21 protein-coding genes are annotated in these 21,229 nt (G+C 59.2%); 12 read left to right on the top strand and 9 right to left on the bottom strand.

Going from position 1 to position 21,229, the window contains the following annotated elements; genetic code table 11:
* Positions 1-68 precede the first annotated feature (68 nt).
* Both AKG12_RS04585 and AKG12_RS04590 read right to left on the bottom strand, forming a co-directional pair.
* Positions 69-3,218, bottom strand: coding sequence for an efflux RND transporter permease subunit (locus AKG12_RS04585; RefSeq protein WP_052817987.1), 3,150 nt, complete (start codon positions 3,216-3,218; stop codon positions 69-71).
* A complete protein-coding gene (locus AKG12_RS04590; protein WP_052817988.1) occupies positions 3,215-4,381 on the bottom strand; it encodes an efflux RND transporter periplasmic adaptor subunit in 1,167 nt (388 codons plus the stop codon). The genes AKG12_RS04585 and AKG12_RS04590 overlap by 4 nt, the downstream gene beginning before the upstream one ends.
* Before the next feature lie 226 nt (positions 4,382-4,607).
* On the opposite strand from AKG12_RS04590, the gene AKG12_RS04595 reads away from it, so the two are divergent.
* The 3 genes from AKG12_RS04595 to AKG12_RS04605 all read left to right on the top strand — a co-directional run bounded on the left by AKG12_RS04595 (position 4,608) and on the right by AKG12_RS04605 (position 8,513).
* Positions 4,608-5,018: a carboxymuconolactone decarboxylase family protein gene (locus tag AKG12_RS04595; protein ID WP_046798092.1), complete on the top strand. Its 411-nt coding sequence runs from the start codon at positions 4,608-4,610 to the stop codon at positions 5,016-5,018.
* A 102-nt stretch (positions 5,019-5,120) separates the two neighbouring features.
* Positions 5,121-7,595, top strand: coding sequence for an ATP-dependent helicase (locus AKG12_RS04600; protein ID WP_052818347.1), 2,475 nt, complete (start codon positions 5,121-5,123; stop codon positions 7,593-7,595).
* A 105-nt stretch (positions 7,596-7,700) separates the two neighbouring features.
* Positions 7,701-8,513 (top strand): glycosyltransferase family 25 protein, encoded by an 813-nt coding sequence (locus AKG12_RS04605; protein WP_052817989.1) that lies wholly within the window; start codon positions 7,701-7,703, stop codon positions 8,511-8,513.
* 173 nt (positions 8,514-8,686) lie between these two features.
* Here the strand turns inward: AKG12_RS04605 and betI are convergent, their stop codons facing one another.
* A complete protein-coding gene (betI, locus tag AKG12_RS04610) occupies positions 8,687-9,286 on the bottom strand; it encodes a choline-binding transcriptional repressor BetI (protein ID WP_052817990.1) in 600 nt (199 codons plus the stop codon).
* Positions 9,287-9,387: 101 nt separating this feature from the next.
* On the opposite strand from betI, the gene choX reads away from it, so the two are divergent.
* From choX to AKG12_RS04630, 4 genes are all read left to right on the top strand, one after another.
* The gene (choX, locus tag AKG12_RS04615; protein ID WP_052817991.1) at positions 9,388-10,320 is read left to right on the top strand and encodes a choline ABC transporter substrate-binding protein; all 933 of its coding nucleotides are present in this window, start codon (positions 9,388-9,390) and stop codon (positions 10,318-10,320) included.
* On the top strand, positions 10,317-11,150 hold the full coding sequence (locus tag AKG12_RS04620; RefSeq protein ID WP_052817992.1) for an alpha/beta fold hydrolase: 834 nt from the start codon (positions 10,317-10,319) through the stop codon (positions 11,148-11,150). Before choX ends, AKG12_RS04620 begins: the two co-directional genes overlap by 4 nt.
* Before the next feature lie 133 nt (positions 11,151-11,283).
* Positions 11,284-11,766 (top strand): DMT family transporter, encoded by a 483-nt coding sequence (locus tag AKG12_RS04625; protein ID WP_052817993.1) that lies wholly within the window; start codon positions 11,284-11,286, stop codon positions 11,764-11,766.
* Complete coding sequence (locus AKG12_RS04630) at positions 11,763-12,188, top strand: DMT family transporter (protein WP_046798088.1); 426 nt, start codon at positions 11,763-11,765, stop codon at positions 12,186-12,188. Before AKG12_RS04625 ends, AKG12_RS04630 begins: the two co-directional genes overlap by 4 nt.
* Positions 12,189-12,203: 15 nt before the next feature.
* Here the strand turns inward: AKG12_RS04630 and AKG12_RS04635 are convergent, their stop codons facing one another.
* Positions 12,204-13,472 carry a DUF2778 domain-containing protein gene (locus AKG12_RS04635; RefSeq protein WP_052817994.1) on the bottom strand — a complete coding sequence of 423 codons (1,269 nt, stop codon included), beginning with the start codon at positions 13,470-13,472 and terminating at the stop codon, positions 12,204-12,206.
* 452 nt (positions 13,473-13,924) lie between these two features.
* On the opposite strand from AKG12_RS04635, the gene pncA reads away from it, so the two are divergent.
* Positions 13,925-14,551, top strand: coding sequence for a bifunctional nicotinamidase/pyrazinamidase (pncA, locus tag AKG12_RS04640; protein ID WP_046798431.1), 627 nt, complete (start codon positions 13,925-13,927; stop codon positions 14,549-14,551).
* Between the two features lie 8 nt (positions 14,552-14,559).
* Here the strand turns inward: pncA and AKG12_RS04645 are convergent, their stop codons facing one another.
* On the bottom strand, positions 14,560-14,796 hold the full coding sequence (locus tag AKG12_RS04645; RefSeq protein WP_046798086.1) for a DUF2164 domain-containing protein: 237 nt from the start codon (positions 14,794-14,796) through the stop codon (positions 14,560-14,562).
* Between the two features lie 180 nt (positions 14,797-14,976).
* On the opposite strand from AKG12_RS04645, the gene AKG12_RS04650 reads away from it, so the two are divergent.
* Positions 14,977-15,696, top strand: coding sequence for an AzlC family ABC transporter permease (locus AKG12_RS04650; protein ID WP_052817995.1), 720 nt, complete (start codon positions 14,977-14,979; stop codon positions 15,694-15,696).
* Positions 15,693-16,007, top strand: coding sequence for an AzlD family protein (locus tag AKG12_RS04655; protein WP_052817996.1), 315 nt, complete (start codon positions 15,693-15,695; stop codon positions 16,005-16,007). Before AKG12_RS04650 ends, AKG12_RS04655 begins: the two co-directional genes overlap by 4 nt.
* Here AKG12_RS04655 and AKG12_RS04660 read toward each other — a convergent pair.
* Positions 16,004-17,845, bottom strand: a complete 1,842-nt coding sequence (locus tag AKG12_RS04660; protein ID WP_052817997.1) for an aminopeptidase P family protein — start codon at positions 17,843-17,845, stop codon at positions 16,004-16,006. The two genes, AKG12_RS04655 and AKG12_RS04660, sit on opposite strands and share 4 nt — an antisense overlap.
* Positions 17,846-18,138: 293 nt before the next feature.
* On the opposite strand from AKG12_RS04660, the gene AKG12_RS30660 reads away from it, so the two are divergent.
* A complete protein-coding gene (locus tag AKG12_RS30660; RefSeq protein WP_003522343.1) occupies positions 18,139-18,312 on the top strand; it encodes a hypothetical protein in 174 nt (57 codons plus the stop codon).
* Between the two features lie 148 nt (positions 18,313-18,460).
* On the opposite strand, the gene AKG12_RS04670 is transcribed toward AKG12_RS30660, so the two are convergent.
* The 3 genes from AKG12_RS04670 to AKG12_RS30665 form a co-directional block, all read right to left on the bottom strand.
* Positions 18,461-19,339, bottom strand: a complete 879-nt coding sequence (locus tag AKG12_RS04670; RefSeq protein ID WP_052817998.1) for a 50S ribosomal protein L11 methyltransferase — start codon at positions 19,337-19,339, stop codon at positions 18,461-18,463.
* Positions 19,340-19,432: 93 nt separating this feature from the next.
* Positions 19,433-20,032, bottom strand: a complete 600-nt coding sequence (gene sco / locus AKG12_RS04675) for a cytochrome oxidase assembly protein Sco (protein WP_046798081.1) — start codon at positions 20,030-20,032, stop codon at positions 19,433-19,435.
* 141 nt (positions 20,033-20,173) lie between these two features.
* Entirely contained in the window at positions 20,174-20,332 is a 159-nt protein-coding gene (locus AKG12_RS30665) for a hypothetical protein (RefSeq protein WP_197283300.1), read from the bottom strand.
* Between the two features lie 226 nt (positions 20,333-20,558).
* Between AKG12_RS30665 and AKG12_RS04680 the strand changes: the two genes are divergently transcribed.
* On the top strand, positions 20,559-21,026 hold the full coding sequence (locus AKG12_RS04680; protein ID WP_003522339.1) for a chemotaxis protein CheW: 468 nt from the start codon (positions 20,559-20,561) through the stop codon (positions 21,024-21,026).
* Positions 21,027-21,229: the final 203 nt, after the last annotated feature.

Below are 21,229 nucleotides of genomic sequence, written 5' to 3' on the forward strand. Positions count from 1 at the left end.
ATGGGGTAAGGTTAACGCTTTGTCCAGCATCGCAATTGCGCCGGACGGTAATTGGCGGCAACCGTTTTTTATTCCGCAGCAAGCAGCGGCTTGTCCTCCTCCAGCGCCTTGCGGCGGGCGGCAAGTTCCAGTTCGCGGTGGAGGCGGATTTCCTCATCCGCCTGCGGTTTGGCGAAGCGGGCAATCAGCAGATAGGAGACCGGGGTGATGTAAAGCGTCACCAGAGTCGCAAAACCGAGACCGCCGACGATGACCCAACCGAGCGCGATGCGGGCTTCCGCACCCGCCCCTTGCGCCAGCACCAATGGCACACCGCCGAGAATGGTGGCGATCATCGTCATCATGACGGGGCGCAGACGGATGCTGGTGGCCTTCTCGATGGCTTCGCGCACGGTAGCGCCCTGATCCCGCAGGTGATTGGCGAATTCGACGATCAGGATGCCATTCTTGGCCATGACACCGACAAGCAGCACGAGGCCGATCTGGCTATAGACGTTGAGGCTGGACCCGGTGACCAGCAGCGCGATGACCGCGCAGGCAAGGCCGAGCGGCACCGTCGACATGATGATGACCGAACTCAGCACACTTTCGAACTGCGCAGCCAGCACGAGGAAGATGATGGCGATGGCAAAACCGAAGGTCAGCAACATGCCGCTCGAATTTTCCTCAAGCGTCGCCGCTTCACCGAGCGGCAGCAGGCGGGCGCCAGGCGGCATTACCGATTGTGACAGCTCATTCACCTTTTGAAGGGCCTCACCAAGCGAAACGCCATCCTTGAGGTTGGCGGTGAAGCCGACGGAGGCAAGCTGCTGCTCGCGGTTCAGCTGCGGGGCAACCGCATTTTCCTTGAGTGTGGCAATGACCGACATCGGCACGATCTTGCCGTCGCCCGTTTTCAGGAAGACGTTTTCAAGATCGGTCGGATCGTTGATCGGCCGGGTAGACGATAGCAGCCGTACGGGGATCGCATCGCCATCCACGAAGACGTCGACGATCGAGCGCCCTTCCAGCAACGACTGCATGGCGCGCGACAGGCCGGTAATGTCGATCCCGAGATCCGACGCACGCTCGCGGTCGATGGAGACGGAGATCTGCGCCTGATTGGGTTCATTGTCGAAGCGCGGCGTGTCGAACAGGCCGCTTTCCTCCATCGAAAGCAGCAATTTCTGCGTCGCCGCCGTCAGCGCCGCATAATTGCTGCCGACCATCGCCATCTGCAACCCGTTGCCGGCGCCGCGAATTCTGAGGCTGTTCGGCTGCATCGCATTGCCGCGCAGCGCGGGCACCCTGTTGGCGGCGGAAGTGACATCTGCGGCGATCTGGTTCTGCGTACGCTCGCGGTCTGCCCAGGGGGCGAGCGTCAGCACCATGAAGCCGGTATTGGACGAACCGTTCATGCCGGTGATGGAGTAGATATTGCGGATTTCGCCACTGTCGCGCAGCGGCTGCAGGTTTTCCTCGATCCGCTGCAACTGGTCGCGGGTATATTCAAGGCTGACACCCTGCGGCGCGGTCACCCGCATCATAATCGAGGCGCGGTCCTCGCGCGGCGTCAGCTCATTCTGGATCATGCCGAAGGCGATCCACGACAGGCCGGAGAAGATCAACGCCACGACGATGACGATCAGCGGATTGTTGAGGCAGGCGGAAAGCGTCGACTTATAGGTGGAGGCAAAGACATTGCCGAACCAGGCAAGCGGTCCCGCCGGTTCCTTCAGCCCCTCCTTCAGCATGCGCGAAGCCAGCATCGGGCAAAGCGTCAAGGCCACGATCGAGGACAAGCCCACCGCGAAGGCCAGCACGAAGCCGAATTCGCGGAACAGGCCGCCAAGCTGGCCCGGCAGGAAGGAAAGCGGAATGAACACGGCGGCAAGCGTCGCCGTCGTTGCGATAACCGCGAAGAAGACTTCCTGCGTGCCGAGAACGGCAGCGGCCCGCGGCCCCATGCCTTCCGTGCGGCGGCGCACGATGTTTTCAAGCACCACGATGGCGTCATCAACCACCAGGCCGGTCGCCAGAACGATGGCGAGCAACGTCAGAATATTGACCGAAAAGCCGACCATATAGATCGCGACAATGGTGCCGATCAGCGCCACCGGCATGGTGATTGCCGGAATGAGTGTGGCGCGCCAGTCGCGCAGGAACAGGTAAAGCACCACGACGACGATAAGCGCGGAGAGTCCAAGTGCCAGCTCAACCTCGTGCAGCGCGCCTTCGATGAAGACGGCGTCATCGCTGGTGATGACGACACGCGTACCATCAGGCAGGTTGGCCGACATGGCATCGACAGCGGCCTTCACGCCCGTGGAAATACTGAGCGTGTTCGACTGCGCCTGGCGGATGACGCCGAGACCGACGCCCTGCACGCCATTGGAACGCAGCGAGGTGGATTCATCATCCGCCCCCAGCATGACGGTCGCGACGTCCCTGAGGCGAATATTGTTCTTGATCAAAAGATTGGAAAAATCTTCGGGCTTCGTCAGGCTGGCCGTGGCGCGCACGACGATATCCTGCGTCGTGCTTTTCAGCGATCCCGCCGGCACGTCGAGGGCCGCGCTCGCCAGCGCGTTGGAAACATCGGTGACGGTTAAACCACGGCTTGCCAGCGCCGCCTGATTGAGATCGACGCGAAAAACCTTTTCCTGATCGCCGTAAAGCTCCACATCGGCAACGCCGTCAACGGCGGCCAGACGGTCGATGATTTCGTCATCCACCAGCTTGGTCAGGTCTTCCATGCTGAGCGTGGTCGAGGTGACGGCAAGACGCATGATCGGCTGGCTGTCGGAATCCGCCTTGATGATCTGCGGTTCGTCGGCATCGTCAGGCAGCTGATTGGTGACGCGGCCGATGGCGTCGCGCACGTCGTTGGCGGCGACAGCCAGATCGACATTGTCGCCGAATTCCAGCGTCACGCGGCTTGTGCCGAATTGCGAATTGGAGGAGATGGACTTGACGCCGCTGACACGTGCCACCGCACCTTCGATGGTCTGCGTCACTTCCTGGTCGATTGTTTCCGGCGCCGCCCCGTCATAGGTGGTCCTGACGCTGATGATCGGCCGGTCGACATCCGGCAATTCGCGCACTTCGACACCAACCAGCGCGGCAAGGCCGGCGACGACCAGCAGCGTGTTGAGAACCGCCGCCAGAATGGGCCTGCGGACGAACAATGCCGTAAAGGCGAGCTTGGAATCCTTAACCGAAGGCGGCGGTGTCGTCATTGGCTGGCAACCTCCTCAGGCTTCGGCTGATTGCCGACGCGGACCGCGCCGCCTTCTCTCACACGTTGCAGACCCTCGATCACGACGGGCTCACCCTCCGCCAGTTCCGCCTTGACGAGAACGGCGTCGGGGTTGCGCTGCACGATCTGCACCCGCACCTTGTTCGACTTGTTGTCGGTAACGCGCCAGACATAGGAGCCTTCCGCATCCCACTGCACGGCAAGCGGGTCGACCGAAGCATAGGTTTCCCCGGCAAAACGCATGGTGACGCCGAAGGACATGCCTGCCCTCAGCTCGTCTTTCTCATTGCCGAACTTCGCCCGGATGCGGATCGTGCGGCTTGCCTCGTCAACACGGTTGTCGACGGCCTCGATCTCACCCTTGAAAGTCTCGCCGGGCCGGGAAATCGACGTCGCCTCCACCGGCATGCCGACCTTGATCGCGGTTGCGAAGCGCTCGGGAGCCCAGAAATTGACAAGAATTTCGGATCGGTCGTCGATGCTGACGATGGTCGATTGCGTGGTGACGTTGTCGCCGATATTGGCGGCAACGATGCCCGCCACACCTTCGATCGGCGCGACGATGTCGCGACGCTTGAGATTGAGTTCGGCCGTGCTCAGCGCAAGCTTGGCAGCCTCTTCGGCAATCTGCGCATCCAGCACATCAAGGCGGGAAACGGATTTCAGGTTCTTGTAGGAATTGGATTTTTCAACCGCGCTGCGCAGCGTGACCTGCGCCTTGTCACGCTCGATCACCTGCTCCTCATCGTCGAGCCGCGCGAGCACCTGCCCCTTCACGACGCGGGCACCGGAGGAGGTGCGGATTTCCGAAAGCGTGCCGGAGGCCTGCGGCATGACGACGACCGACTGGATCGCCTCGCCATTGCCAATGGCATTCAGCCGGTCATTGACCGTACCTTTTTTGACGGGAGCCATGACCACAAGAGTGGCGTTGCCGTTGCGACGCGCGCCGCCGGCATTCTGGCCCGCTGGCGTGCTGGAGGTTCCGGCACCGGATGCGGCAACCTCGATCGCACCGGCCGGCATTTTGCCAAGCCCGATGGCAGCGAGAACATTGCGGGCTTCGGGCGAATAAAAGCCCCAGAGACAGAGCCCCGCTCCCACCACGGCAACACTGACACCCACCTGTTTCCAGACCCGCATATATTTCTCCGGTTGATCCGCGCAGTAAAATGGAGTTCCAAACCGAACGCCGTTGGAACGTGCAAAGTATTCCCGCTTGCCTTGACGAAGGCAACGCACAAAACCGTTCCTTACATAATTGTAATTTGTGATGAATTTTCGTCGGGACGCATGGCGCAACCGTTTCTGTCGCGAATCTCCGCTGATCGGTTACTCTAAAAGCCGAAAACCATTCCCGGAGGAAGCCATGAGCACGGTGACGAAAGCCGAAAATCCCGAAGCCGACCCACGCGTCAAAGCAGTGTTCGATGATATCCGCACCACCCGCAAATCGGATTTCATCAACAATATGTGGCTATACCTCGCCTTCGATCCCGATCTACTGGAAAACACCTGGGCCGAGGTCAAGGCGGTGATGGCGACGCCCTCGGCGCTCGATCCCTTGGTCAAGGAAATGCTCTATATCGCCGTTTCCGTAACCAATGGCTGCTCCTATTGCGCTCATTCCCACACGGCGGCCGCAAAAGCCAAGGGCATGACCACCGAACAACATGCCGACCTGATGCGCATTATCGCGCTTGCAGCCAAGACCAACCAGCTTGCGGTGGCGCTGCAAGTGCCCGTTGACGCTGCTTTCGATGCCGACAGAGGGGCTTGAGACGAAGAAAATGCCTTGGAATAGGCGTTTTGACTGACGATACCGGAATAAAAGCAGAACGCGGTTCTGGCCTTTATATCCCGAATCACTACATTGGGCCGCATGAGCAACAGTTTCGACGATATGCCGTTCTTCGATGAAGAACCCGCCGCACCGCGCAGGGCAACGAACAATGCCCCTTCGGAAAACGGCGGCGGGCTTGGCATTGCCGCCCGCGCCATGGCGGCGCGCGATCAGGCGCGGCCAGCACCTGACTATCTGTCCGGTCTCAACCCGGAACAGCGCGATGCCGTGGAAACGCTTGACGGACCCGTTCTGGTTCTCGCGGGCGCCGGCACCGGCAAGACCCGCGTTCTGACGACCCGCATCGCCCATATTCTGGAGACCGGCCGCGCGTGGCCGAGCCAGATTCTCGCCGTGACCTTCACCAACAAGGCCGCCCGCGAGATGAAGGAGCGTATCGGTGTTCTCGTCGGCGGTGCTGTCGAGGGCATGCCCTGGCTCGGCACCTTCCACTCCATCGGCGTCAAACTCCTGCGCCGCCATGCCGAACTCGTCGGTCTGAAGTCGGATTTCACCATTCTCGATACCGACGACGTGGTGCGGCTGATCAAGCAGCTCATCCAGGCCGAAGGTCTTGATGACAAGCGCTGGCCCGCCAAACAATTCGCCGGAATGATCGACGGCTGGAAGAACAAGGGCCTGACGCCGCCGGATATTCCGGAAGGCGACAGCCGCGCCTTCGCCAACGGCAAGGGCCGCGAACTCTATACCGCCTATCAGAACCGGCTGAAAACGCTGAACGCCTGCGATTTCGGCGATCTTCTGATGCACCCGATCAGCATCTTCCGCCGCCACAGCGATATCCTGAAAGAGTATCACCAGAAGTTCCGTTACATTCTGGTGGACGAATATCAGGACACCAATACGGCGCAATATATGTGGCTGCGGCTTCTCGCCCAGCGCGCCAAGGGCGAGCCACAGAACGTCTGCTGCGTTGGCGACGACGACCAGTCGATCTATGGCTGGCGCGGCGCCGAAGTGGACAATATCCTGCGTTTCGACAAGGATTTCCCCGGCGCCAAGGTCATCAAGCTCGAACGCAACTACCGCTCCACCGAACATATTCTCGGCGCGGCCGGCCATCTGATCGCCCATAATGAGGGCCGTCTCGGCAAGACGCTGTTCACCGAACGCAGCAGCCCTGACGATGAAAAGGTCGTGGTCCATGCGGCCTGGGATTCCGAAGAGGAGGCCCGCGCCGTCGGCGAGGAGATCGAGCAGCTCCAGCGCAAGAACCACAAGCTGAACGACATGGCCATCCTCGTTCGCGCCTCCTTCCAGATGCGCGAGTTCGAAGACCGGTTCGTCACGCTTGGTCTCAATTACCGCGTCATCGGCGGCCCGCGCTTTTATGAGCGCCTCGAAATCCGCGACGCCATGGCCTATTTCCGGCTGGTCTGCCAGCCTGCCGACGATCTCGCCTTCGAGCGTATCGTCAATACACCCAAGCGCGGCCTTGGCGATACGACGATCCGCAATCTGCATGACTATGCCCGCGCCCGCGATATTCCGATGCTGGCGGCCGCGGCCGATATTATAGAAACCGACGAGCTGAAACCGAAGGCGCGCAAGGCGCTGTTCGACGTGGTACAGGATTTCCGCCGCTGGCAGGGTCTGCTGGAAAACACCGAACACACCACGCTTGCCGAGCAGATCCTCGACGAAAGCGGCTATACCGCCATGTGGCAGGCCGACAAGACGGCGGAAGCCCCCGGGCGGCTGGAGAACCTGAAGGAGCTCATCCGTTCGATGGAATCCTTCGAAAGCATGCGTGGATTTCTGGAACACGTCGCACTCGTCATGGACGCGGAACAGAATGCGGAACTGGATGCCGTGTCCATCATGACGTTGCATTCCGCCAAGGGTCTGGAATTTGACACCGTCTTCCTGCCCGGCTGGGAAGAAGGCCTGTTCCCGCACCAGCGGGCGCTGGACGAAGGCGGCCGCTCCGGTCTCGAGGAAGAACGCCGCCTCGCCTATGTCGGCATTACCCGCGCCAAGAAGCTATGCCATATCTGGTTCGTGTCGAACCGGCGTATCCATGGTCTATGGCAATCCACCCTGCCCTCACGTTTTCTGGAAGAACTGCCGCCCGCCCATGTGGATGTGGCGGCATCCGACAGCAATTATGGCGGTTATGGCGGACGCGGGGGCTATGGTCAGTCCCGCTTCGACAAGGCGGAACCCTTCGCCAATAATTACTCCACCCCCGGCTGGAAACGTGCGCAGGCCAACAAATCAGATGCCACCCGCGATAATTGGGGCACACGCTCCGGCCATGCGGTCGAGCGGATTGGTTATGGCGAAAGCGGCCCGCGCACCCGCACGATTGATGGCGAGCTGGTGGCCAAATCCGTTGCCGACACACCATCGAAATTTTTTGTCGGTGACCGCGTCTTCCACCTCAAATTCGGTAATGGCAATATCTCCGCCATCGAGGGCAACAAGCTGACCATCGATTTCGACCGCGCCGGACAAAAGCGCGTGCTGGATGGATTTGTGGAAAAGGTTTGATTCGAACGGTTAAGACAGGTTCGAGACAGCTTTTTCCATAGCCCGCGTCATGCCGTTGCAATAAAGAAATTGCTACACGACAGCGAAAACCGGGCGAGGACCGCTTTGCATATTTTACCGAAAAGCCAGCGCAAGCTTGCCGTTTTCCTGATCAACATGGACAGCGCCACGAAGCGCCTTGAGGATATGACTGCCAGGCTCGACGCCATCGGGCTGCAGGCGGAGCGTATCGCCGGCGTCAATGGCCGCGAACTCAATTATCCGGTCCCGGAATTCAGCGAGATTTCCTACATGCTCATGCATGGCCGGCGCACCTCGCCGCCGGAAATCGGCTGTTATCTCAGCCACGTCGCCTGCGCCAATAAATTCATGGATGGCGACGCCGATATCGCGCTCATCCTTGAGGACGACGTGGTCTTCGACAATGATTTTCTGAATGCAATCGATGAGGCGGTGCTGAACGGCGGCGACTGGGATCTGTTGCGACTGACGACGGTCAGCAACGGGCGCAAATTCCCGTTTCGTCCGCTTTCCAATGGCCGCTCACTGGCCATTGCCCTGACACGGGAAAAGGGCTCCGGCGCTTATCTCGTCAACCGCCGCGCCGGAAAATGGATATCGAAACTGATCCCCATGCGGCTGGCTTATGATATCGCATTCGATCTGGAATATCTCGCGGGGCTGAAGGGGGCTTTCATCTACCCGCTCTGCGCCACGCAGGATGCGGATGGTGAGAGCCAGATCCAGAACAATCTGCGCATTTACCGCCTGCCGCGCTGGCGTTATTTCACCGTGCTGCCCTACCGCGCGTATCTGGAAACCAGCCGTTTTCTTCTCCGCGGCCTCCGCTTCGCCATCGCCAAGCTGAGTGTCGCGCTGCAAGGCGGCAAGGGCAAGACTGCTCCCGCCGGCAATTAGACAAGCTGGATCATGCCTCGCCGGGCGTAAAGCCGATGAGATAAACCGCGGCGATCACGGCTGCGAGAATGAAAATCGAAATGACGAAAATCGTCATCCGGTTCAATGGCTTGCGCGTTGTTTTCTTCATGGTGGAATAATGCGGGCGTGCCTTTACTGGTTCCCTGCCAATTTCATATCGCCGCAGCGGGTTGTTCACCCGGCAATCTGTGGGAGAGGTAATCCCGCATCTGGTCCATGGCTTCCTGCCTCGTCAAACCTCCCGATTGCAGGCCCGAACGCAGCCACAGCCCGTCGATCAGCGTGGTAATGCCAAGCGCAACGGCTTCGCACTCCTCTTTCGGCAACAGATGCACCAAAGCGGAGAGAAGGTTGGACCGCATCCGGGCATGGATCACTTTTTGAATACGGGCAAGCTGCGGTTCGCGCGGAACCTCCGCACAAAGCGACAGCCAGGCGTGGCAAATTGACGGCTGAAAGAAGCTTTCGTCAAAATTCCCATCGATAATCGCATCGAGCCGCTCGCGCGGGGTGGTGGCATTGTTGAGGCGCGCCACAACCACCTCCGTCAGCTTTACGTTGGCTTCACGCATCGCATGCTCGAACAATTCCTGCTTGCTGGCGAAATAATGCAGCACGATGCCTTTGGAGGCACCGGCCTGCGCCGCCACCCTTTCAAGCGTCGCCCCCGCCATCCCCTCTTTTTGCAAAACCTCGAACGCTGCCCGCCTCAACTCGGCCCGGCGGATATCGCTTATTTTGGTCAGTCGCATTTCAGTCTCCTTGCAGAGAGAAATATTGACAAGTTTTCCGCAAAGATCAATTATTGCCCAATGGGTCAATATAATGACCATAAAGACAAAGTGGGTGAGCGATGCAAAAATGGCTTGGATTACTGTCGGCGGCGGCACTTCTGGCGAGCGTGGAGACATCAGCTGCGGAAGCCGAATCGTGCAAGGTCGTGCGTCTGGCCGAGCCGGGCTGGAATGATCTGGCTTTTACGACCGGCATCGCCATGTCGCTTTTGAGGACGCTCGGATACGAACCGCAGAGCCAGCTTCTCGGCATCGACGTCATCTACACCAGCCTGAAAAGCAAGGATCTCGACGTCTTTATGGGATATTGGGATCCGGCGATGGTGAATTACTACAAGCCGTACAAAGAAGACGGATCGGTAGAAAAAGTCCGAACCAATCTGGTCGGCGCCAAATACACTTTCGCGGTCCCGACCTATGTTTGGGAAGCGGGCGTCAAGGATTTTTCCGACCTGCAAAAATTTGCCGACAAGTTCGACAGGAAACTCTACGGCATCGAACCGGGCTCCAATCAGTTGATGCTGGACGCCGTCAAAGACCCTTCGCTGGGCCTTCAGGACTGGGAAGTGGTCGAATCAAGCGAACAGGGAATGCTGTCGCAGGTGACCCGTTTTGCTCGCAACAAGTTCTTCATAGTTTTCCAGGGGTGGGCTCCGCACCCGATGAACAGCAAGTTCGACATCAAATATCTGACTGGTGGCGACAAGTTCTACGGTCCGGACTTCGGTGCCGCCACAGTCGATACGCAGGTGCGCAAAGGCTACCTGCAGGAATGCCCCAATGTAGCCAGGCTGCTCGAAAATCTAGCCTTCGACGTAGACTACGAAAACAAGGGCATGGACTACATCATGAATGGCAGCATGGCGCCGGAAGACGCGGCGACACAGGCCATCAAGGACGAGCCACAACGGCTGGATGCCTGGCTGAAGGACGTATCGACATTCAAGGGACAGGATGGTCTTGCCGCCGTCAAAACGGGGCTCGGCTTATGACATCAGCCTTTTTTGACGATTGGGAGAAGCGCAAGCAATATGTCGAATTGCCGCTTGGTCGCCGAATAGGGTTCATAGACAGTGGCGGACCCGGCCCGGTGCTTCTGATGTTGCACGGCTTTTCCGACACAAGCCGCAGTTTTTCCATGCTGGAGCCCTATTTCCGTGAATACAGGCTCATTGTTCCGGACTTGCCCGGACATGGAGTCTCTTCCCTCGGACGAGGCCTCAATGTCGCGGATTTCGCCGAAACGATCGATCATTTTCTGACGCTCATGGGCGTTTCACGGATATTCTTGCTCGGCCACTCCATGGGCGCGATGACCGCGATCGAACTTGCCGCCCGGCGCGGTGACGCAATCCGGGCTCTTGCCCTCATTTCAGCAACCGTTGAACCGGATTTTGGTCCGGAAAGTCAGTTGACCAAAGACATTCTCGCCCTTCGAGACCCGATCAGGCCCACCGCAGGTTTTCTTCACGACTGGTACTCCTGTAGTCAGCCAGTGGATTTTGGCTTTCTATCGAAAATGAAACAGGCTGCGGCCAACATGCCCGCCGCAATCTGGCATGGGGTGCTGAGAGGCTTTGCCGACACAAATCTGCATCACAGCGCTTCCAGAATTAAAAAACCGGTATTCTGCATTGCCGGTTCGGAAGACCCTCTCTTCGGAGAAACACATCGTCAACAACTGCTCGAGGCCTTCCCCGAGGCTCGAACCATCACCCTTGCTGGCCATGGCCACAATCCACATTGGGAAGACCCGCAGGGTGTATCGGCGCTGATTGCGGATTTTTTTGCCGATGTGATGTCGGACGTCAGCCATTCGTGATGCCGAACGCTAACATGCGGAAGAACGCCGAAGCGTTTGGGGGGCCCATGATGTTAGAAACGCCAAACAAATCGATTTCGATTTATAGACCGATACTGTAACGCTTCGTTATATCATCATATTTCGGCCCGTTATGACAGACACGACGCATCCTCGCCTTAACCCACTGCATCTTGCCGCCGCCTTCGCCAGCGGTTGCCTTCTGACCCTGATGGTGCATTTCAACGGCCAGCTTGCCCATTACGGCAGCGCGTTGTTTTCATCATGGACGGCGCATGGCACAGGTACGGTGGCAGCGCTGATCTATCTGGCCATCATGCGCCCGAAGAAAAACGCGGGCGCACCGGAAAAACCGAAAGCGCCGCTCTGGGCCTATTGCGGCGGGGTCGTGGGTGCGGCCATCGTCATCCTCACCTCCACCGCCGTCAATTCGCCGCTGGCGCTTTCCGGCACCATCGCGCTGGGTCTCGGCGGACAGGTGATCTTCAGCCTGTTGGCCGATCTTTTCGGCCTCTTCGGCCTGCCGAAACGGCGGCCGGATATGCGGGACATGGCAGCGGTGGCGCTGATCCTCTGCGGCAGCGCACTTATCATTCTTGTCGGGAGAACGGCATGATCGTCTGGATCGCCATGGCCTTTGCCGGCGGCGTCTTCGTGGCGCTGAGCCGCCAGATCAACGGCCGCTTGAGCCTGTCGAACTCACCGCTTATCGCTTCATTCTGGAACCATATCGTTGGCTTTGCCGTGCTGACCGTCATCGGCCTCATCGTCGGCGGCCTCATTCCGCCCGGCGCGGCTGATGCCCCCTGGCTTGCCTTTATCGGTGGGCCGATCGGCGTTGTCTTCATCGCCTCGGGAAGCTGGCTCATCCCGCGCATCGGCGCGGTCAATACCGCACTTCTGGTCATCAGCGGCCAGATGGTGTCAGGCGTTGTGCTCGATCTTTTCAGCGATCATCCGCCGAAAATCTGGGCAAGCGCGCTTGGCATTCTTCTCATCCTCGCCGGCATGGTGCTGACGCAACGGCGCAGCCGTTGATGAAATTCCAATAGCTCAGGAATCGTTGCCGCGCGAGAACATGCTGAGCAGTGTCTTGCCACCACTTTTCCCGCCGCTGCTGGCAAGCGTCGGACGGTTGCCGTTGAGCTTGGGCACCACGACCATGCGCTTGACTTCGCCGCGTTTGAAGGCCGCAAGGAAGCGCGAATAATCCCGGAACACGACACAGCCATTCGATTCGCCGCGTTTCGCCAGCATGTAGGTATGGGCAAGAAGACCATCGCGGCCATGCGGGTTGACGCCGTTTTCCGGTGTCAGGCGAATGGCTTCGACGCCATGAAACCGCGCTTCGCGCATCGTCAGACGATAGCTGGAGGGCGGCGTAGAGCCGCGCATTCTGACGTGAACGAAATCAGGATTGTCGCGCATCTTGCCGATGCCGGAATGCGCTTCCAGCTTCTCGCCATTCGGCATGTGAACCGTTCCGGAGGAAATATCGTAAATCGCCGTGCCATTGCCGCGATCCGGCCACGGAACCGCATCCATCTTGCTCGGCTCGCGCATCGGATTATCAGGCTTTGCAAAGGCGAGCATGGCACCGGTGCTCTGCTTCGGCTGCTGCGGCGCGCGCAGCGGAACAGGCGCATCAAAATCGGGGGCTGAAGCAACGGCAGCCTTGGAAAGGGCGGGACGCGGCGACGGCTCAACCGTCTCGGCCGCCGCCACTTCGGGCCGGAAGCTCGGAAGCGGCACGTCATCAGGAAGCAGGCTGCTCGCCTCTTCCTCGATCTGCGGGCGTGCCAGCGCCACTTCGAATGCTGGATGTTGCGAGGCAGCGCTCTGATAGGCCACATCAGTGGTGCGCCCAAGCGCCGAATCGACGATTGCCGAAGGCCTGAGCGCGGCAAGTTCCTTCACCGTCGCCTGCCCCTTGGCATTCGCCGCCGCGCCAAAACGCTCACGGAATTCCTTAGCGCCGATCTCCGGCATGATGCCGGCAAGGCGAACGGCCTTCTGCGGGCCATGGCTGTGATCGCTCAGACGGGAAAACTTGCGGACGTGAATATCCCGCGCAGTCGCGTGGCCGATCGCCGCCTCGGCGGAATCGAGCCGGGCCACCAGCGTCTTTTCAAATTGCCCGACGCCATGCGAAGCGGCCGCCATGCTGTGCAGCGATGCGAAGGCGGCAAAGGCGAAAAGACCGGCAAAGGCACCGCCGCCGAGCAGCGCGGACATTCGGCCAAGCGAAAAGGATTTGCCTTTCTTGAGGCAGGACGACCCGGCAAGACCGGCGCCATTATAGGCCGCAGCAGAAAACGCCATGATACTCGTTACTCGAACCGTTCACGCACACCCGGCCAATGCCGGTGGGATTTTGGGGCATCCAAAGAGCGGGTGAATACCACGCCGCTTTCGGAACTGACTGGTTCGAAGCATGACGAATTATGGTAACCAAAGTGTTTACGAGTCCCTGCAAAAATACTTCGTTAAGGTCTGCGCATGTCAGGCGAAGGCGAAACGATGACCTGTACGGGAACGGCGTGCACTGCATCGCTCGTCCTGAAAAATGCCCCGCGAGGCGTCATCGGCCGTTAAAGTTTCCGTCGCCGCATCGTCAGGTAAATTCCGACTTGGCCGGAAATTTGCTGTAAATGCGGCAGGACTGCGACGGGACAGGCCGCCGTCATCAACCAGCCACGTGGGCACAAAGGTTGAATGAGTACTTGATCCGCCAAAGCCAGCTTGGCATCCTACTGGCAAAAGGGAGGCATATCATGAAGGCGCTGCTGCTCATCGACATCCAGAACGGCTTCTGCCCGGGTGGCAATCTGGCCGTTGCCGAAGGGGACAGGATCGTACCCGCCGCCAATGCCCTGATTGACAATGGCGGTTATGATCTCATCGTCGCCTCGCAGGACTGGCACCCGGAAAACCATGGTAGTTTCGCGTCCCAGCATCCGGGCAGGAAACCTTTCGACATGGGCGAGCTTTCCGGCAAACCACAGATGATGTGGCCCGACCATTGCGTGCAGGGCACGCAGGATGCGGAATTCCACCCCGATCTGAAGACGGAAGCATTCGACTATATTCAGCAGAAGGGTGAAAACCCCGCCGTCGACAGCTATTCCGCCTTTCGCGACAACGACCAGTTGGCGACGACGGGCCTTGCTGATTATCTGGCCCGTCAGGGCGTGACGCAGCTCGACATATGCGGCCTCGCCACCGATTATTGCGTCAGTTTTTCGGTGCTCGATGCCATCGACATGTTGCCCGGCATCAAGGTCCGTTTCATCGAGGATGCAAGCCGCGGGATCGATCCACAGGGCATAAAGGCCGCGATTGCCGCCATGCGGGAAAAGGGCGCAGCAATCGTCAACAGCCGCGACATATTGCGCGACTGACCGCCGCTTTAACGCAACCTCGGTTTTTCCAGCACGTCGATATCACCGGCCGCGTCCTCAAGACGCCGCAGAATTGCAGCATGTGCATCCTTTAGCCCCTGATTGTAGAAAACATATCCGACCTCCTCGGCCAGAAACTCCACGAAGATTTCCGCCTCAAGAAGGCCCATCTCGGTTTCGGTCTCCCGGGCAAGGTAGTCCTTGATACGCGCGGCCAAGACCGCCTTTTCCTGCTTTTCGAGCATTGATCTTCCATGATGTCACGGTGTGAGTGCGCCGACGAAACCCGATGCGATCTTTCATCCGGCGTTGCCTGTCGGCGTTACCGTAACGGAAGCTTCAAGGGAATCAATCGATCCATTCATGCAATTCGTTTGCCAGCTGGCCGGGACGGCGATAGAGCGGCGGCAAGGAGTTTCCAGAGAATGTTCAATAAAGATTTTCGCGAGGGACTGAGCACGGGTTTTCCGATCGCCCTTTCCGCCGCCCCCTTCGGCGCGCTGTTCGGCGCGGTTGCAGTCGATAACGGCCTGAGCGTCACCGAAGCCACGATCATGAGCGGCACCGTCTATGCCGGCGCGAGCCAGCTTGTCGGCATCGAACTGTTTGGCCAGAAGGTCGCCCCTTGGCTGATCGTTCTTTCCGTCTTCGCCGTCAATTTCCGTCACATCCTTTATTCGGCGGCCATTGCCCGAATGATCTCCGGCTGGTCGCTTATGCAGAAAGCGGCCGGCTTCTTCGTTCTGGTCGATCCGCAATTCGCCGAATCGGTCCGCAAATATGAAAACACCGGTACGGTCGGTTTTTCCTGGTATATGGGCTTTGCCGCGCCGGTTTATGTGCTGTGGCTGGCCATGACCGTTCTCGGCGCCTCGCTCGGCAACCTCATCGGCGATCCGAAGGCCATCGGCCTTGATGTGCTTTTGCCGATCTATTTCATGGGCATGGTCTTGAGCTTCCGCCAGCGGGAGAATTTTTACCCGGTGATGCTGGCAAGCGCGGTCGGAGCAACAGTCGCCTATCACTTTGTCGGCTCGCCCTGGCATGTCAGCCTCGGCGCGGTCGCCGGCATCCTCGTCGCCGTCCTTTATCCGCCCAAACCCAACGGCGAGGCCAATCCTGAAAACGGGGTGGAAACGCCATGAGCGACATGCTCCACGCCGACACGATGATCCTGATTGCGCTCGCCGCCATCGCCACCTATCTCACCCGCATCGGCGGCTATGTGCTGATGACGCGAATGAAATCAATTCCGCCGCGCATGGAGGCCGGCCTGAACGCCGTGCCCGTTGCGGTTCTGACCACGCTTGTCGCACCCGCCTTCTTTGAAGGCGGATACGAAGTGAAGATCGGCATGGTGGCAGCCCTTCTGGTCTGCCTGCGGTTTCCCGGCCTGACGATGCTGGCAATCGGCTGGGCCGTCGTCATCGCCATCAGGCATTTCGGGCTGCTTTAAGCGATCCTTTCCAGTGGCTTGGTCGCGGCAACAAGCCAGGCTTTCACCTCTTCATCGGTGATCAGCGGAGAGAGCTTCTCCAGAACATCCGCGTGATAGGCGTTCAGCCAGTTGAGTTCCTCGTCGGTGAGGAGTGACACAACGACAAGCCGGTGGTCGATGGGGCACCAGGTCAACGTCTCGAAGGAGAACATTGGCTGGTCGCCGCCGGCCACTTCCTCCGCATCACGCACATAGATCAGGTTCTCGATACGGATGCCGAAAGCGCCGGGGCGGTAATAACCCGGCTCATTTGACAGGATCATGCCCGGCAGCAACTCCTGCGTCGAAAGCCTTGCGATACGCTGCGGCCCCTCATGCACCGAGAGATAGGAGCCGACACCGTGGCCGGTGCCATGGGCATAATCCGCCCCGGCCTTCCACAGCGCGATGCGTGCCAGCGGATCAAGGTCGCAACCGCGCGTTCCCTTCGGAAACCGTGCGGTGCTGATACCGATCACCCCCTTCAGCACCAGCGTGAAGAAACGCCTCTGCTCTTCCGGCACCGTGCCGATTGCGACGGTGCGGGTGATATCAGTGGTGCCGTTGACATATTGCGCGCCGGAATCGACGAGGAACATCTCGCCATCGGCAAGTGGGCGGTCCGTGTCGGTGGTGACGCGGTAGTGGATGATGGCAGCATGCTCGCCAGCGCCGGAAATCGTATCGAAAGACACATCCTTCAACGGGTTCTGCATCGCCTGCCCCACCCTGGCCCGCGTTGCCTCCAGCGCCTTGACCGCCGCGATTTCGGTGACGCTGCCCGGCTGCTGGCGATCCAGCCAGCTCAGATATTCGACCATGGCCGCACCATCCTGCACGTGTGCTGCGGCTGAACCGGCAAGCTCCGCCTTGTTCTTGCAGGCGCGCGGCAGGCGGACGGGATCGGCCGCTTCGACCAATGTGCCGCCCGCCGCCGTGATTGCTCCCGTCAGGGCCACCGGCGCCAGATCGGCATCGACCATGACCCGGCCCTTGGCACTGGCAATCGCATGCAGGCGGTCGGCAATCTTCGATGGCGGTAATTGTGTCGCCATTTGCGCCAGATAGGCCTCGGCCTCGATGCCGGTCTTGCGCTTGTCGAGAAAAATATCCGTCCTGCCATCGGCATAGATGATGGCACGGGCGAGCGGATGCGGGGTATGCGGCACGTCATTGCCGCGAATATTGAAAATCCATGCGATGGAGGACGGGTCAGTGACCAGCAGGGCATCAGCCTGCCTGGCCGAAACCGTCTCCGCCAGCAGCGCGATCTTTTCTTTCGCCAACTTGCCCGTAAAGGCTTCCGGCTGGATAACAACGGGCTCCAGCGGCTCGGACGGGCGGTCCTGCCACAGGGCGTCAAGCGGATTGCGCTCCAGCAGCACGACGGAACCGCCCTTGGCCGCCAGCACTTTTTCCAGCCGCTTCAATTCAGCGCCGGTATGCAGCCACGGATCGATCCCCAGTCGAAAGCCCTGCGCCGCATGTTCGGATAGCCAGACGGAAGGCGGCGCCCCGACCAGATCACCGCCCGTGAATACGGATTGGTCGACCTGCGACTTGAGCTGTGTCGTATACCGGCCATCGACGAAAACCACGGCCTCGCCGCGTGTCACCAGCGCGATGCCGGCCGAACCGGTGAACCCCGTCAGCCAGGACAGGCGCTCGGCGCATTCAGGCACATATTCCCCCTGATATTCATCGGCGCGCGGCACCAGGAAACCGTCGATACCGAGGGCGTCGAAACCGGCGCGCAGCGCCTCGACGCGGGCCTTGCCGAATTGCGGCGCGGATTTGTTTTCGAAGGTCTGGAACATGGGCGTCTTTCGGGAACTGTCATGAGGAAAGCTGTTCATTCACGCCGTCAAATCATTGGCGCACAACGACAATGCCACGTGGGCAAACCCGGTTTCAAGCCATATATGACAGAACCGATTGCGGTGATAAATTATGCATATTTTGCGAAATAAGTAATACTAGAAAACAAGTGATATGCATTCTGCGCATATCAACATTGATACATCCCATCTAACCAAACAAAATCACATCGCTTATATCTGGATCAACACAGCGAGAGAGACACTCTCCTGGCAACCAAGGATTTGAAGCAATGGCAAAATCTTTCCTCCGCACCGCCTTCGATCGCGTCGTTGAAGCACGCGAGCGTCAGGTCAGCCGCCATGTCAACGCAGCACTTTTGAACCTTGACGACAAGTCGCTCGAAGCGCTGGGCATGAACCGCGCCGATCTGCGTCGCAAGGCAAAGTCCAGCTACGTATTCTGATAACGTCAGGCGCGGCGATCCTCCCTCCACCGCGTCTCACCAGGAATACGTCGACCCGCTTGAGCAAGCTCCTCCCATATGCTCGCGGGTTCCAGGCGGCGCGAAAGCGCCGCCTTTTCTTTTGCCCGAAAGCGATGTCGAAAGAACGTCAGTCTTTGCGCAGATGCAGCGTGACCCAGCCGTTGCGCCAGATGGTGCGGATATGGGAAAGCCGCGCGCCATTATAAGCGGCGAGAACCTTCCAGCGCTGTGAAGCGAGAATACCCGACAGGATGACGGTGCCGCCGGGCGCCAGATGCGTGACAAGCTGTGGCGCCATCTTGATGAGCGGCCGCGCCAGAATATTGGCGATAATGAGATCGAAAGGGCCATGCTTGCGGAAGGCATCGGAGTGAAAGCCCGGTGCAGTTTCCAGCGACAGCCCGGAAACGATGCCATTCAGCCGCACATTTTCCTTGGCCACCTTGACGGCAATGGGGTCGATATCCGTCGCAAGCACGGGAATATGGCGCATCTTGCGCACGGCAATCGCCAGAACACCGCTACCGGTGCCGAGATCGAGCGCGTTTCGCACCGTCCGGGCACGCAGAACATCCTCGATCATTTCAAGGCAACCCGCCGTCGTGCCGTGATGGCCTGTGCCGAAAGCCTGCCCCGCCTCGATCTCGATAGCCAGATCGTGCGGCTGCACCTTGTCGCGATCATGCGCGCCATGCACGATGAAGCGCCCTGCCCTGACCGGCTTCAGCCCCTCTAGCGACTTGGCGATCCAGTCGACATCGGGAACGATCTCTTTTTCAATGACGAGACCGGGAAATGCTGGCGCAAGCAAAGCGCTGACGCGCTCGCGGAACTCATCCTCCTGCTCGGCCATCAAATAGACGGAGGCTTCCCAGATGTCGCGCTTCTCATCCACCTCGGTCGTGGCGATCGCAACATCCTCCTCGCCGAAATAATCCGACATGAGATCGAGGATTTCGCCGGCCTTGATTTCGGTCGTGGTGACGTAAAGTCGGATTTCGCTCACGGCAGGCTGCTTTCTCTGGCTGAGGTTGTTGTCTTGCCTTTGCCACAAAAGCTGCGCCAGTCCAATAAGCCTGGCGCAATTATGCCGGCTCTATCAGCCCTTCAGAAGATTCTGGAGCTTCTGCTCGGCAACTTCAGGGTTTTCGCCATAAGCAATGGTGCCTGAAAAACGGCCCTTGGCATCGAGCAGGATGACGGACGCGGTATGATCCATGGTGTAATCGCCATTCGGATCCTTCTCGTCCACCGGCACCTTCTTGGCATAGATGCGATAGCCTTTCAGCGTCTCGGCAATCTTGTCGGCCGGACCGGTAATGCCGGTAATCCGCTTCGAAACGTTGGAAACATATTGCTGCATGATCTCGGGCGTATCACGTTCGGGATCGACGGAGACGAAATAGGCCTGCATCTTGTCGCCGGCAGGATCCACCTTTTCCATCCAGCCGTTCAGCTCGAACAGTGTCGTCGGGCAGACTTCCGGGCAATGGGTGAAACCGAAGAACAAGGCTGTCGGCTTCCCCTGAAACGCCTTTTCGGTGATCGGCTGCCCGTCCTGCGCGGTGAGCGCGAAAGGCACGCCATAGGCCGTTTCCACCATCTCCTCACGGGTCTTCGTCATTTCGATCGTCAGCCAGCTGACGACACCGGCGAGAACGACCACCACGGCCCACAATACGATGCGAATATTTCTCATTGTCCAATCCTACCCCGAAAGCCTACAGCATATCGCAGGCCCTGGCAGACTGATAACGAACGGCGACTGCGACCGCAAATCAACTGGACGTATTTGCGGGAACCGCGCTGATTTGTCACAAAGCCGCAACTGCCGGGCGGCTTACAGACACCAGGCGATACCGCTCTGCACGGTGGAAAGGAAGATATCCGTGCTGTGTCGCACCCAGCCGTCGAAGGCAAGAAGCACGATGGCAAGCGAAGCGACGACAGCAAGACTTGCCAGAATAAACTTCAGCGGTTTGGAAACGAGTGCGTTCATAGAGCCATCATAACCTTTTTACACCGACGCGAAAACCGCCAAAATACTGGGTTTTGCGGGGGAGAGAGCGGCAATTGTTAGGGAAAGTTTAAAATCTTGCTGTGCATTATGACCATAGCGGTTTTTAAAGCCTCGACATGATGTCTCCCGGTCCATTCCCCGGCCACCGCATAAAGCTCAATCCTGCGTGGGCCTGTTAGAGAGCCATCAGAGGAAACCTGCCGTCATGTCCAACGCCATCAAGCAATCCGGCGCATATCTCGAAATCGTTTCCTTCCATCTGGGCGATCAGGAATTCTGCATCGACATCATGGCGATCCGCGAAATCCGCGGCTGGGCGCCGGTTACCCCGATGCCGCACACGCCGCCCTATGTTCTCGGTCTCATCAACCTGCGCGGCGCCGTCATTCCCGTCATCGACATGGCCGGCCGCCTCGGCATGAAGATGACCGAACCCTCCGAACGCTCCGCCATCATCGTCACCGATATCGGCGGCAAGCTGGTCGGCCTCCTGGTGGAACAGGTCTCCGACATGATGACCATCCGTTCCGAAGACCTGCAGCCCGCGCCGGATATCATTCCGGAAGAACAGCGCAGCTTCTGCCGCGGCATCGTGGCGCTGGAAAAGAGCATGGTCTGCTTCCTCAACCTCGACACCGTCATTGCGGACGAGTTGGCGCGCGAAGCGGCCTGATTAAATCGGCCGATTTCACATTGATAATAAACGGATAGATCTTGCGACTTATCCTGAGGTGCACGGCCGGGCTGTAAACCTCTCCTCCGTCATGCTCGGGCTTGTCCCGAGCATCTGCAACCTATCATTTTAAGATACGTGATTGGATCCTCGGGACAAGCCCGAGGATGACGTCGCGGTTGAATTATGCGCAGCAGCGACGG

Source organism: Agrobacterium sp. SUL3 (assembly GCF_001263295.1).
Classification (GTDB): Bacteria; Pseudomonadota; Alphaproteobacteria; order Rhizobiales; family Rhizobiaceae; genus Agrobacterium; species Agrobacterium tomkonis.